The sequence below is a fragment of the Cellulomonas sp. genome (genome assembly GCF_036279715.1).
GTDB lineage: Bacteria > Actinomycetota > Actinomycetes > Actinomycetales > Cellulomonadaceae > Cellulomonas_A.
Window position 1 is genome coordinate 1 of record NZ_DASUIR010000162.1, and the last position, 12199, is coordinate 12199.

The following is a 12199-nucleotide window of genomic DNA, read 5'->3' on the forward strand; positions in this document are numbered from 1 at the left end:
GTGCGGCTGCGCGGCGTACAGGTCACGGAGGGCCTCGATCGTGAAGGCCAGGTAGCGGTGGTGCTCGTCGGGGGTGAGGGTTCCCGAGCCGGCGAGGTCGTCGTCGAACTGGGCGCCGTCGACCACATGACGTCGGGCGACGATCACGTCGTGCGCCCCGGCGAAGAGGTCGACACCATGCTCGAGCCAGGTGTCCTCGGCCGTCCGGGCCCACTCGTCGTCGGGCATCCCGGCCGCGGCCAGGCGTCCGCGCACGATCGCCAGCACGTGGGCGCGTCCCTGCGACGTCGCAGTGTAGGAGCGGAACCGGTCCAGCACCGGGGCCGGCACGACGTAGCCGTGGTTGGCGCGCCAGTAGTCGAGCGGCAGGATCTCGAACAGGTTCGGGATCCGTCGCAGCTCGGCCACGGTGTCGCCGAGGTGCCCGGCCGGGAGGTGGCGCAGCACCGACGGTGTGCCGTCGGGAGCCAGGACGAGGCGGGACTTCTCCGGCGGGGTCTCGAGGTGGCGTTCCGCACAGAAGGCGCAGAGCCGCTCGGTGTCGCTGGCGTCGACGCGGCGGCGGCTCGCGGGCGGCCCGCTCAAGGGTCGGTGCGCGCGGCCGGGGACGGTCCACACGACGGTTCCGGAGAGTGGTGAGACCTGCTTGACGGTGCCGTCGGGCAGCCGGACGAGGGGATCGGGCACACGAGCACCCTAGATCCGGCCGGACCTCTACGGCTCCCTCACTTGCAGACTTCTGCAAGTGATCACTCTGTGGCATGATCGACTGCGCGCGCCGTCGACGAGAGAGGGCCCACGATGACCACTCCGGTCCATCAGCTGAAGGCCGAGCTCTTCAAGACGCTGGGGCACCCCCTGCGGATCCGCATCCTCGAGAAGCTCTGCCTCCGCGAGCACTCGGTCGGCGAGCTGCTGGCCGAGCTCGACGTCGAGGCGTCCAACCTGTCGCAACAGCTGGGTGTCCTGCGCGCGTCGGGGCTCGTGGCGACACGCCGGGACGGGTCCGCCGTCCTCTACGCCGTGACGGACCCCGAGATCGCCGAGCTGCTCGCCGTGGCGCGTCGCATCCGGACCAAGCTGCTGTCCGACCAGCTCGAGCTGCTCAGCGACGAGCGCACCGAGACCCCCAGCCAGCCGACAGGCGCGTCCTCCCGATGAGCGTCCTGCGCAAGATCCTCCGCACCGGTCGGGTCGCCGAGCCTGAGCTGCCGGCTCCCGCGGGCGAGGGCGCTGCCGGCGGCGCGCCCGGTCCGCTCGCAGGGTCGGTGCAGCTGCGTCACATCGACGCGGGCTCGTGCAACGGCTGCGAGCTGGAGATCGGCTCGGCGTTCGGTCCGGTGTACGACGCGGAGCGGTACGGCCTGCGGCTCGTCGCCTCCCCGCGGCACGCCGACGCGCTCCTCGTGACCGGCCCCGTCACGCGCAACATGGCCGACCCGCTGCGCGCGGTGTTCGAGGCGACACCCAACCCCAAGCGGGTCGTCGCGGTGGGCGACTGCGCTCTCAGCTGTGGAGTCTTCGCGGGCGGCCACGGGGTCGAGGGCGCCGTCGGCGACATCGTGCCGGTCGACGTCGAGGTGCCCGGCTGCCCGCCGACGCCCGAGGCGCTCATCGCGGCACTGCGTGGGCTGACCGGCAGATGAACCCCATCAGCGTCGGGCTCGCCGTCGTCGCCGCCGCAGCGCTCGTGGGCGCCGTGGCCGGTGCGCTGGCGTCCGCCCGTAGCCGACCGCTCGTCGTCGGCACGGCCACCGCCGTCGTCGGCGCCGGTGGGGTTGTCGCGGGGGTCGCCGCGCTCGGCGGTCAGGCGTGGTCGCTCACGGTGGCGCACCTGCTCCCGCTGGCGCAGACGACCTTCGCCGTCGACGCCCTCGCGGGAGCGTTCCTCCTGCTCATCGGAGCCGTGGCGATCGCGGCGGGCATCTACAGCGTCGGCTACACGAGCCCTGGCGGAGCGCACGCGACCGACGACGACGCCGCGCCGGACCACGACTCGGCCGGCGCGCACGACGCTGTCGAAGCGCACGACGAGGCCCCAGAACCCGCCACCGCCACCGCAGCCGCGTCCAGGACGGCCCAGGCGGTGCTCCCGCTGTTCGCCGCAGCCATGCTGCTCGTCCCGGCCGCGGCCAGCGTGAGCACGCTGCTGGTCCTGTGGGAGCTCATGGCGCTCACGTCGTTGGTCCTCGTCCTCGCCGAGCACCGGCTGCGCAGGTCGGTCCGTGACGCCGGTCTCTGGTACGCGGGCATGACGCACGCGGGCCTCGTCGCGATCATGCTCGGGCTCGTGGTGCTCGCCGCCGGCGCGGGCGGCGAGTCGTTCGCCGCCATGCGCGCCGGCTCGGCCGGCCTGTCACCGGCGACCGCCTCGTGCGTCTTCGTCCTGGTCTTCCTGGGGTTCGGCTCCAAGGCCGGCATGGTGCCGCTGCACGTCTGGCTCCCGCGGGCGCACCCCGAGGCTCCCAGTCACGTGTCGGCGTTGATGTCCGCTGCCATGGTGACGCTCGGGGTGTACGGGATCATCCGCGTGGGGTTCGACCTGCTGGGCGGGGGCGCCGTCTGGTGGTGGATCGTGGTCCTCGCGGTCGGCGCTGTCTCCGCTCTGTACGGCGTGCTGCAGGCCAGCGTCGCCGCTGATCTCAAGCGGCTCCTCGCGTACTCGACGACCGAGAACGTCGGCCTGATGCTCGTGGGCATCGGTGCTGCCGGGGTGTTCGCGGCCGAGGGGAACCGGGTCCTCGCAGGGCTGCTCCTGGCCGCCGCGGTGCTGCACGCGGTCAACCACGCGGCGTTCAAGGCGCTGCTGTTCTTCGGCGCCGGGTCCGTGCTGCGCTCGACCGGGCTGCGCGACCTCGACCGTCTCGGCGGGCTCGTCTCCCGGATGCCGGTCACGACGGCGCTGTTCGCCGTCGGGGCGCTGGGCGCCGCCGGGCTGCCGGCGGGGAACGGGTTCGTCTCCGAGTGGCTGCTCCTGCAGGGGCTCATCCACAGCGTCACCGGTGCGACGGGACCCTCGGTCGTCGTCGCGATCAGCATGCCGCTCGCGGTGGCTGTGGTTGCCCTGACGGCGGGCCTCGGCGTGGCGACGTTCGTGAAGGCGTTCGGCGTCGGCTTCCTCGCGAGGCCACGGTCCGCTGCCGCGACCGGCGCGGCCGAGAGCCCGCTGAGCATGCGGGTCGGTATGGGCCTGGCCGCGGCCGCGTGCACGGGGCTCGCCCTGGCTCCGGCCGTCGCCGGCGCGCCGCTCGGTCGGCTGCTGGACGTCCTGCCGTCCGTGCGGGACGGCGCGCCGCTCGCCGGCAGTGACGTGTCGCTGCGCCTTGCAGGCATCGCCGGCTCCATGTCGCCCCTGCTGATCGTCGTCGGGCTCCTCGTCGCGGGCCTCGGTGCTGCGGCTCTCGTGCGTCGCGTGACCCGCCGCGCGCCGCGCCGTGCCACGCCGGTGTGGGGCGGTGGAAGCACACGCCTGACACCGCGGATGGAGTACACGGCGACGTCGTTCGCCGAGCCGCTGACCCGGGTGTTCGACGACGTGCTCAGGCCCGAGCAGGACGTCGACGTCACACCGTTCGCCGAGTCGGAGTTCCTCATCGCGAGCATCAGCTACCGCCAACGTGTCCCCGACCGGGTCGAGGCGCGCCTGTACCCGCCGCTCCTCGCCGCGGGTCGCCGGTGGGGCCGCTGGTCACGGGGGATCGCCAACGGCAGCGTGCACCGCTACCTTGCGTACGGGTTCATCGGTCTGCTCGTGGTCCTCGTCGTCGTCGGGATCACGTCATGACCGCCGCAGGCGCCGTGGGCGTGCTCGTCCAGGTCGCCGTCGTCATCGGCGGGGCACCCGTGCTGGTCGGGCTCATGCGGCAGGTGCGGGCCGTGCTCGAGGGTCGCGCGGGCGCCGGCATCGGCCAGCCGTGGCGCGACCTGCGCAAGCTTCTGAAGAAGGAGGCGGTCCGGCCCGAGGGCACCAGCTGGATCTACACGTCCGGGCCGCTCGTGGTGTTCGCCTCGACCCTGGTCATCGCCGCGGTCGCACCGTTCGTGTCGACGGCGTCGCCCCTGGACGGCGTCGCCGACCTGTTCGCGGTGGTCTCGCTCCTGCTGCTCGGCACGGTCGCACTGACCCTCGCAGGTCTCGACACCGGCACCGCCTTCGGCGGCATGGGGGCGAGCCGCGAGGTGACGATCGCCGCGCTGGCCGAGCCCACGATCCTGCTCGCGGGTTTCGCCCTGTCGGCCCGGGTCGGGTCGTCGAACCTCGCGGACATCGTGGCGGGCACCTTGGCCGCACCCGCGCAGGTCCTGTCACCGGCCACCCTGCTGGCGGCGGTGGCGTTCGCGGTCGTCGTCATCGCCGAGGCCGGACGCCTCCCCGTGGACAACCCCGCGACCCACCTCGAGCTGACGATGATCCACGAGGCGATGATCCTCGAGTACGCCGGGCGCGACCTGGCCGTCGTCGAGCTCGCGTCGGCGATGCGCCTGACGGTGCTGCTCGGTCTGAGCGTCAACCTCTTCGTGCCATGGGGTGTCGCGACGTCGTCGGCGCCGCTCGCCCTGCTGGGCGCGACAGCCGTCTTCGCCCTCAAGGTCGGCGTGCTGGGCGCGGTGCTGGCGACCTTCGAGGTCTTCATCGCCAAGTGGCGCCTGTTCCGGGTGCCCGAGCTCCTCGCCGGGTCGTTCCTGTTCGGGCTGCTCGCCGTCTCCGCGTCCTTCTTCCTGGCATGAGAGGCGGTGGGCCGAGATGAGTGACGTCATGTTCGTGCAGGTGCTCGACCTGGTCTGTGGCGGGCTGCTGCTCTCCGGGGTCCTGATGCTGTGGCGCCGGGAGCTGGCCGCGATCGTGCGGCTGCTGGTCGTGCAGGGTGTGCTGCTGGCGGCGCTCGCCGTCCTTCTCGGGGTGCGCGAGCACAGCGTCGAGCTGTACCTCGTCGCGGTGGGGGTGCTCGTCCTCAAGGCGATCGTGCTGCCGGGCGTGCTGCACCGGGTCCTGCGCGACAGCGGGGACGCCCGGGAGGCCGAGCCGCTCGTGAACGTGACGTCGTCGCTGCTGGCCGCCGCGCTGCTCACCCTGATCGCGTACGCCGTGAGCCGGCCCCTGGTGGCGCTCGCGCCGTCGGCGACGACGCGCGCGCTGCCCGTGGGGCTCGCCGTGGTGTTCCTCGGCTTCTTCGTCCTGGTGACCCGCCGCCATGCGTTGTCGCAGGTCGTCGGCTTCCTGCTGCTCGACAACGGCATCGCCGCCACCGCTTTCCTTGCCACGTCAGGCGTCCCGCTCGTGGTCGAGCTCGGGGGCTCGCTCGACCTGCTGCTCCTGGTGCTCGTGCTCCAGGTGCTCGCGGCCCGGATGCGGCTGACCTTCGGGCGGACCGACATGGACGAGCTCCAGGAGCTCCGCGACTGATGAGGACACCCATGCACGCATCGGCACGGTCACTGTGACGGCCATGGGCGGCCTCGGCACCGCCGTGCTCGTCGCACCGCTCGTCGCACCGCTGCTCACGGGAGGCGCCGCGGCGCTGCTCGGCTGGCGGCGCGCCGTCGCCTGGTCCGCTGTCGCCGCCTCCGCGGTCATCCTCGCGAGCGGCGTGCTGGCGGCCGTGGCGACGGCGGACGGCTCGGTGCTCGTCGCCGGCGACCTGCTGCGGGCGGACGCGCTCACGGCGGTCATGCTGCTCGTCATCGGCGCCGTCGCGATCATCGCCACCTGGTCGGGCGTCAGCTACATCGACCAGGAGCTCGCCGCCGGGCACACCGATGCGCGCGGGGCCGGGCGCTACGGGCTCCTCGTGCCGATGTTCCTCGCGGCGATGGTGCTCGCGGTGCTCGCCAGCAACCTCGGCGTGCTGTGGGCGTCGATCGAGGCGACGACGATCGTGACGGCGTTCCTCGTCGGGCACCGCGGTGGTCGCAAGGCGGTCGAGGCCACCTGGAAGTACGTGATCATCTGCTCGGTCGGCATCGCGCTGGCCTACCTGGGGACCGTGCTCGTCTACTACGCCTCGCAGCACTCCAGCATGGGGTCCCAGGGCTCGCTCGACTGGACGGTGCTCCTCGCGCACGCCGACCAGCTGGACCCCGGCGTGATGCGGGTCGCGTTCGCGCTCCTCGTGCTCGGCTTCGGCACCAAGGCCGGGCTCGTGCCGATGCACAGCTGGCTGCCCGACGCCCACAGCCAGGCGCCCGCGCCGGTGTCCGCGCTCATGTCCGGCGTGCTGCTGTCGGTCGCCGTCTACGCGCTGCTGCGGTACCGCGTGATCGCGGTCGCGGCACTCGATCCAGGCTTCGTGCGCACGCTGCTGCTCGTGGCTGCGCTCACCTCGCTGGCGCTCGCCGCGTCGATGCTCATCGCCCAGCGCGACTACAAGCGGCTGCTCGCGTACTCGAGCATCGAGCACATGGGACTGGTCGTGCTCGGCGCAGCGGTCGGCACCCCGCTCGCTGTGGCGGCGCTGCTGCTCCACATCCTGGGTCACGGTCTGGCCAAGTCGGTGCTGTTCTGCGGATCCGGTCAGATCCTCGCCCTCGAGGGCACGACGCAGATCTCGGGGGTGCGCGGGCTGCTCGCTCGCCGCCCGGTCCTGGCCGGGACCTTCGCGCTCGGTCTCGCGGCCCTGCTCGGGCTTCCGCCGTTCAGCCTGTTCGTGAGCGAGCTCGCCCTGGCTCGGGCGGCGGCCGACGCCGGCCTGGGCTGGGCCGTCGCCGTGGCGCTCGTGCTGCTCCTCGTCGTGTTCGTCGCGATCGCGTCGCACGGCGCGGGGATGCTGTTCGGGCGGCCTCCCGCCCCCGTGGAGTCGCCGGGGGGCGAGCCTCGACCGTCGACGCCGGCGCTGCCGGCCGCCGTGGTCGTGTCGTCGGTGCTGACGATGACGCCGGTGAGTCCGCCGACGATCGCTCCCGTGCGTGCGACCGCGGGGGTTGCTCCTCTCGTCACAGGTCTCGCGGTGCTCGCGGTGCTCGGCGTCGTCGCCTGGCCGCTGGAAGCGCTGCTGCGCGCAGCGGCACTGATCGTGGGGACCCCGTGAACCGCCCGACGCCGAGCCGGCGCGAGGTCGGCGCGGCCGAGCTCGCGGCCGGGGTCGACGCGCTGCTCGACGACGGCTACCGACTCGCGCTCGTGGCTGCCCACGAGGACCCGGACGCCTTCCGCGTCGTGTACCTGCTCACGGCGGCCAACCCGGACCGCCGGGTCGAGCTCGTGCTCCGCACGGATCGGGACGCACCCGAGGTGCCGTCCCTCGCGGCGCTGTCGTTCCCGGCGGGTCGGTTCGAGCGTGAGATGCGTGACCTGTACGGCATCGTGCCGCTCGGCCACCCGCTGCCGCGGCGCCTCGTGCGCCACCAGCACTGGCCCGTCGGGTGGTACGCGATGCGGTCCGACGCGGGACCCGCGCCCGCGTTCGGCGCGGTCGACGAGGCCTACCCGTTCGTGACGGTGCAAGGTCCCGGGGTCTACGAGATCCCGGTCGGCCCGATCCACGCGGGGCTCATCGAGCCCGGTCACTTCAGGTTCTCGGTCGTCGGGGAGACCATCCTGAAGCTCAAGGCCCGACTGTGGTTCACGCACAAGGGGATCGAGAAGCTGGCTGAGGGGCGCACGCCGGCGGACGCGCTCCTGCTGGCCGAGCGGGTGTCGGGTGACACGAGCGTCGGTCACGCGCTGGCCTACTGCCTCGCGGTGGAGGACGCCTACGACTGGGACGTACCCGCCGAGGCCGGTCTCCTGCGTGCCGTCCTGGTGGAGCTCGAGCGCCTCTACAACCACGTCGCCGACCTCGGTGCGCTGTGCAACGACGTGGGCTTCGGCATCCTCAACGCGAACGCGCTGCGGGTCCGTGAGCGGTTGCTCCGGTTGAACGCCGACGTCACTGGCCACCGCCTGCTGCGCGGAGCGGTCATGCCCGGGGGCGCGCGCGTCGGTCACCTGCCCACCGCGGGCCAGCTGTCCGAGATCGCGGCCGAGGTCGCGGAGATCGTCGACCTCGCGCTGGCCAACAGTGTTGTCCGCGACCGGTTCACCGGGACGGCGGTGCTCCGCGGCGACCAGGTCCGTCAGATCGGCGCGCTCGGGTACGTCGCCCGGGCCAGCGGAGTGGACCTCGACGCCCGTCGGGACCACCCGTTCCACCCCGCGACCACGCAGGTCACCCCGGTCGTGCGCAGCGAGGGCGACGTGCTGGCCCGGTTCCTGGTGCGCGCGGGCGAGGTGCGGGCCAGCATCGCGCTGCTCGACGTCCTGCTGCGGGACGCGCGGCCGGGGACGGTGCACCGCGATCGTCCCCAGGTCGTCCCGAGCGGTCAGGTCTCGGGGGTCGGGCTCGTCGAGGGTTGGCGCGGCACGATCGCGCACCGGGTCGAGCTCGGACCGGACGGCACGCTGGCGCGGCTCAAGATCGTCGACCCGTCGTTCATGACCTGGCCGGCGCTGCCGGTCGCGCTGACCGGCACGATCGTCCCGGACTTCCCCGTGGCGAACAAGAGCTTCAACCTCTCGTACGCCGGCAACGACCTGTAGCGGCACCCCGTCGCGCGGCGAGGCATCATGGTGCCCGAGCCACGGTCCGACATCGCGTGCGACCACGGACCGCGGGACCGCGGGATCAACCTAGGAGGCGACGTGCCAGACCGCGTGCCGGCCGTCGGCCCGTCCGTGCTGCGTGCCGACTGCGCGCACTGCTTCGCGCTGTGCTGCGTCGCGCTCCCGTTCACGGCCTCGGCCGACTTCGGGATCACGAAGGCGGCGGGGGAGCCCTGCACCCATCTCCAGACCGACTTCCGCTGCGGCATCCACGACCGGCTGCGGGAGCGCGGCTTCCCGGGCTGCACCGCCTACGACTGCTTCGGCGCCGGGCAGAAGGTCTCGCAGGTGACCTTCGGCGGCCGCGACTGGCGGACGTCGCAGCAGACCGCCACGCAGATGTTCGCGGTGTTCCCGGTCGTCCGCCAGCTCCACGAGCTGCTGTGGTACCTCACGGACGCGCTCGCCCGACCGGCCGCCGCCGCGCTCGCGGCCCCAACGCAGCAGGCGCTCGACGAGACCGAACGCCTTTCCCGGCTGCCTCCGCAGGACCTCGAGCGACTGGACGTCGCAGCGCACCGGGCGACCGTCAACACCGTCCTGCTCGCCGTGAGCGAGCTCGTGCGTGCCGACGTCGGGCGCCCCGCGGCGCAGCACCGGGGCGCCGATCTCATGGGAGCGAGGCTGCGCGGAGCGGATCTGCGGGGGGCCGACCTGCGTGGCGCGTACCTCATCGGCGCCGATCTGCGAGGCGCTGACCTGCGCCTCGCGGACCTCATCGGAGCCGACCTGCGCGGCGCGGAGCTCTCGGGCGCCGACCTCACGGGGAGCCTGTTCGTCACGCAGTTCCAGCTCGCGGCAGCACGCGGCGACGGGCGCACCCGGGTCGATCCGCCGTTGACCCGGCCGGCGCACTGGCTCCCGGCGGGCACGTAGTCGCTGGACGCGGACGCGATCTCACCCGCAGCAGCCTCGTTCGGGTGCACGATGGGCTCGCGTCGGTGCCGACGCGCGGCTCGACCGGAAGGACGCTGACATGACCGTGGACGACCTGGGTGCGGACGAACCGCTCGGCGAGGTGCCCCCCGTGTCAGCCGAGCTCGACCTCGTCGCCGAGGGCCTCGCCGCCGGCGGCCCGATGGTGGGCATCGCGATCCGGCTCCCGGTGGCGACGCTCGACGCGGCCCGCCTCATCGCGCACGACGAAGGCATCAAGGTCACCGCGATGCTGCGGGAGTGGATCGACCAGCGGGTCGCCGAGCGGGTGGACGACGCGCGGGTCGTGTCGGTCGCGGACCTGCGACGCCTCATCGCTCACCGCGCCCAGGACCTCCAGCCTGGCCGCGACGCCGGTGGTGACGAGCTGCACGCCGTGACGGCCGCGCCAGCCCCGACGACCGCTGCGAGCGCGAAGCCGAAGCCTGCGGAGGCCGCGAAGGCGAAGCCCGAGGTCGCGAAGCCGCAGGCCGCGGCCGAGCTGGTCAAGCCGAAGGCGGCGGACGGCGGCAAGTCCAAGGGCAAGGCGTCCGGGGCCGCGAAGGGCAAGGCGAAGTCCAAGTCGAAGTCGTCGGGGCACGGGTCCGGCAAGGCAGGTCCGAAGGCCGGCTGAGCAACCGTCCGATCGTCGCGCGGTCCGGTCAGCCGTCGCGTGGTGCTCACCAGCGGGCCGCACCGGGCGGCAGGAACCCTCAGTACCGCGTCGCGACCTGGTGCAGCGCGCCGATGACGATCCGGGCCGACCGCTCGGCGGCGTCGTCGACGTGGGTGAGGAAGTCCGTACCCGCCGCGGGCCCGCACAGGTCGGAGATCCCGCGGACCGACAGGAACGGCACGCCATACAGGTGGCCGGTGTGGGCGAGCGCGGTCGACTCCATGTCGGTGGACAGCGCATCGGGGAAGGCCGCCCTGATCGCGTCGACGGTCGAGGCGTCGATGAACGCGTCACCCGAGATCATCGTGCCCGCGAGGACGCGCAGCTCGGCCACGTCGGCGCCGAGCGCCGCCTCGAGAAGGTCGTGATCGCCCTGGTACGTCTCGGGCATCCCCGGTACCTGGCCGAGGGAGTACCCGAACGCCCGCGCGTCCGCCCCCGAGTACAGGTAGGTCGATCCCACGACGACGTCACCGACGCGGACGTCCTCGCCCACGCCCCCGGCACTCCCGGCGCTGATGACGACGCGGGGTCTGGTCGCACTGATCGCGACGGCCGTCGCCGTCGCTGCGTTCACGAGGCCGATCCCGCACTGGACGAGCAGCACGCCGCGGCCGTCGAACGAGAGCAGCCGCTGCAAGGCGTGACCCACCTGGGACACCTCACCCACGAAGTCGGCGCGGTCGACGAACGGAGCGGACTCGTCCGCCATCGCCGTCACGATGACGGCGTCGACGGCGATCATGCGGTCACCGTGCTCCACTCGTCGCGGGCCGCGAGGAAGGTGCGGGCCGCGGCCTGCGCGCCCTCGAGGGTGTGGTTCGCGCCCCAGCCGCACTGGACCTCGTTCGCGGCCGGGACCTCGGTCGCCACCAGGACGTCCTCGAGGGTCGCCTGCACCAGGTCGAGGACCGCGTCGAGCTCCCACTCGCCCTGGAGGATGAGGTAGAAGCCGGTCTGGCAGCCCATCGGCGAGAAGTCGATGACCCGGGTCGAGTGGTTGCGCGAGTGCTCCGCGAACAGGTGCTCGAGCGAGTGCACGACGGGCATCTCGAGGTGGGCCCGGTTGGGCTGGGTGAACCGGACGTCGTACTTCTGGATGACGTCCCCGGCCGGCAGGACCTTGGTGTCAGCGAGCCGGACGTACGGTGCGACGACCGTGCGGTGGTCGAGGTTGAACGACTCGACGTTCATGCGGGGCTGGTTCACGTGCGGCCTTCCCTGTCGGTGAGCTGTGTCGGGAGGTCACGACACAACGGGGACCGACGGCACGCTGTTCCGCCGACGGACAGCGACCATTGTGCTCCACCGCACGAGGGTGGGAAGCAGCGGGTCCACGACGATCACCACACCCAGGATCGCGACGGCGAGAGCCATCGACGCGGTGACATCCGTGAGCCAGTGGTAGCCGAGGTAAAGCCTGCTGACCGCGACCGCGATCGTCCCGACGGCGCTGACTGCGAGGCCGACGACGGCGGTGCGGGTGGTCGGCCGCCAGGTCCACAGCAGGTAGCTCGCGACGAGCAGGAACGTCGCGGTCCCCAGCGTGTGGCCCGACGGGAAGCCGGCACTGGTCTCGGGCGGACTCATCATGTCGGCGAGCGGAGGTCGGGCGCGCCCCACGAGCACCTTGATGCCCGTGGAGGTGACCATGGTGAGCGCCATCGCGCCTCCGAGCAGGAGCGCGGGTCGTACCCGGCGCGTGCGCCACGCGATCCCGAGCGCGAGCACGATGACGAACGGGGCGAGGACGGCCGGGTCGGCGAGGAACGAGACCGCCTTCAGCACGCCGGTCGCGGGCGCCGACCGGTGCGACAGCAGCCACGCGAGAACGGGGGAGTCCCAGACGCTGAGGTCGCCGTGCTCGTCGACCCCGTCGAGCACGGACGCGAACGCGAGGAGGCCGACGACGATCGCCGCGAGACCCGCGGCCGTGCGCCGAGTGCGGGGGACGACGACATCTCGGGCGGGAGGCATCCGAGCAGTCTGGACCGGCCGGCTGGAAGATTGCTGGACGGCCTCGCGCGCGG

13 protein-coding genes are annotated in these 12199 nt (G+C 72.8%); 9 read left to right on the top strand and 4 right to left on the bottom strand.

Going from position 1 to position 12199, the window contains the following annotated elements; all coding sequences use genetic code 11:
* On the bottom strand, positions 1 to 687 hold a 687-nt coding region (locus VFW79_RS14975), incomplete at its 3' end, for a DUF4921 family protein (RefSeq protein ID WP_329678092.1).
* Between the two features lie 114 nt (positions 688 to 801).
* Between VFW79_RS14975 and VFW79_RS14980 the strand changes: the two genes are divergently transcribed.
* From VFW79_RS14980 to VFW79_RS15020, 9 genes are all read left to right on the top strand, one after another.
* On the top strand, positions 802 to 1161 hold the full coding sequence (locus VFW79_RS14980; RefSeq protein ID WP_329678093.1) for a metalloregulator ArsR/SmtB family transcription factor: 360 nt from the start codon (positions 802 to 804) through the stop codon (positions 1159 to 1161).
* Complete coding sequence (locus VFW79_RS14985) at positions 1158 to 1646, top strand: NADH-quinone oxidoreductase subunit B family protein (RefSeq protein ID WP_329678094.1); 489 nt, start codon at positions 1158 to 1160, stop codon at positions 1644 to 1646. Before VFW79_RS14980 ends, VFW79_RS14985 begins: the two co-directional genes overlap by 4 nt.
* Positions 1643 to 3784 carry a proton-conducting transporter membrane subunit gene (locus VFW79_RS14990; RefSeq protein ID WP_329678095.1) on the top strand — a complete coding sequence of 714 codons (2142 nt, stop codon included), beginning with the start codon at positions 1643 to 1645 and terminating at the stop codon, positions 3782 to 3784. Before VFW79_RS14985 ends, VFW79_RS14990 begins: the two co-directional genes overlap by 4 nt.
* Positions 3781 to 4728, top strand: coding sequence for a respiratory chain complex I subunit 1 family protein (locus tag VFW79_RS14995; RefSeq protein ID WP_329678096.1), 948 nt, complete (start codon positions 3781 to 3783; stop codon positions 4726 to 4728). Before VFW79_RS14990 ends, VFW79_RS14995 begins: the two co-directional genes overlap by 4 nt.
* 16 nt (positions 4729 to 4744) lie before the next feature.
* Entirely contained in the window at positions 4745 to 5404 is a 660-nt protein-coding gene (locus tag VFW79_RS15000; protein ID WP_329678097.1) for a hypothetical protein, read from the top strand.
* A 43-nt stretch (positions 5405 to 5447) separates the two neighbouring features.
* On the top strand, positions 5448 to 7025 hold the full coding sequence (locus tag VFW79_RS15005; RefSeq protein WP_329678098.1) for a proton-conducting transporter membrane subunit: 1578 nt from the start codon (positions 5448 to 5450) through the stop codon (positions 7023 to 7025).
* The gene (locus VFW79_RS15010; RefSeq protein WP_329678099.1) at positions 7022 to 8515 is read left to right on the top strand and encodes an NADH-quinone oxidoreductase subunit C; all 1494 of its coding nucleotides are present in this window, start codon (positions 7022 to 7024) and stop codon (positions 8513 to 8515) included. The genes VFW79_RS15005 and VFW79_RS15010 overlap by 4 nt, the downstream gene beginning before the upstream one ends.
* Positions 8516 to 8617: 102 nt before the next feature.
* Positions 8618 to 9454 carry a pentapeptide repeat-containing protein gene (locus VFW79_RS15015; RefSeq protein ID WP_329678100.1) on the top strand — a complete coding sequence of 279 codons (837 nt, stop codon included), beginning with the start codon at positions 8618 to 8620 and terminating at the stop codon, positions 9452 to 9454.
* A gap of 100 nt (positions 9455 to 9554) precedes the next feature.
* Positions 9555 to 10127, top strand: a complete 573-nt coding sequence (locus VFW79_RS15020; RefSeq protein ID WP_329678101.1) for a hypothetical protein — start codon at positions 9555 to 9557, stop codon at positions 10125 to 10127.
* A gap of 79 nt (positions 10128 to 10206) precedes the next feature.
* Here the strand turns inward: VFW79_RS15020 and mtnN are convergent, their stop codons facing one another.
* Genes mtnN through VFW79_RS15035 form a run of 3 tightly spaced genes read right to left on the bottom strand, consistent with a single transcriptional unit; the run spans position 10207 to position 12146 of the window.
* The gene (mtnN, locus tag VFW79_RS15025; protein WP_329678102.1) at positions 10207 to 10914 is read right to left on the bottom strand and encodes a 5'-methylthioadenosine/S-adenosylhomocysteine nucleosidase; all 708 of its coding nucleotides are present in this window, start codon (positions 10912 to 10914) and stop codon (positions 10207 to 10209) included.
* On the bottom strand, positions 10911 to 11363 hold the full coding sequence (locus VFW79_RS15030; RefSeq protein WP_329678133.1) for an S-ribosylhomocysteine lyase: 453 nt from the start codon (positions 11361 to 11363) through the stop codon (positions 10911 to 10913). The genes mtnN and VFW79_RS15030 overlap by 4 nt, the downstream gene beginning before the upstream one ends.
* A gap of 51 nt (positions 11364 to 11414) precedes the next feature.
* On the bottom strand, positions 11415 to 12146 hold the full coding sequence (locus VFW79_RS15035; RefSeq protein ID WP_329678103.1) for a phosphatase PAP2 family protein: 732 nt from the start codon (positions 12144 to 12146) through the stop codon (positions 11415 to 11417).
* Positions 12147 to 12199 lie beyond the last annotated feature (53 nt).

What these genes read in the sequence shown, in the direction of transcription:
- VFW79_RS15035 (WP_329678103.1), bottom strand. Translation starts at nt 12,146, where the DNA reads ATGCCTCCCGCCCGAGATGTCGTCGTCCCCCGCACTCGGCGCACGGCC.
- VFW79_RS15005 (WP_329678098.1), top strand. Translation starts at nt 5,448, where the DNA reads ATGGGCGGCCTCGGCACCGCCGTGCTCGTCGCACCGCTCGTCGCACCG.
- VFW79_RS14995 (WP_329678096.1), top strand. Translation starts at nt 3,781, where the DNA reads ATGACCGCCGCAGGCGCCGTGGGCGTGCTCGTCCAGGTCGCCGTCGTC.
- VFW79_RS15000 (WP_329678097.1), top strand. Translation starts at nt 4,745, where the DNA reads ATGAGTGACGTCATGTTCGTGCAGGTGCTCGACCTGGTCTGTGGCGGG.
- mtnN (WP_329678102.1), bottom strand. Translation starts at nt 10,914, where the DNA reads ATGATCGCCGTCGACGCCGTCATCGTGACGGCGATGGCGGACGAGTCC.
- VFW79_RS14985 (WP_329678094.1), top strand. Translation starts at nt 1,158, where the DNA reads ATGAGCGTCCTGCGCAAGATCCTCCGCACCGGTCGGGTCGCCGAGCCT.
- VFW79_RS14990 (WP_329678095.1), top strand. Translation starts at nt 1,643, where the DNA reads ATGAACCCCATCAGCGTCGGGCTCGCCGTCGTCGCCGCCGCAGCGCTC.
- VFW79_RS14980 (WP_329678093.1), top strand. Translation starts at nt 802, where the DNA reads ATGACCACTCCGGTCCATCAGCTGAAGGCCGAGCTCTTCAAGACGCTG.
- VFW79_RS15020 (WP_329678101.1), top strand. Translation starts at nt 9,555, where the DNA reads ATGACCGTGGACGACCTGGGTGCGGACGAACCGCTCGGCGAGGTGCCC.
- VFW79_RS15030 (WP_329678133.1), bottom strand. Translation starts at nt 11,363, where the DNA reads ATGAACGTCGAGTCGTTCAACCTCGACCACCGCACGGTCGTCGCACCG.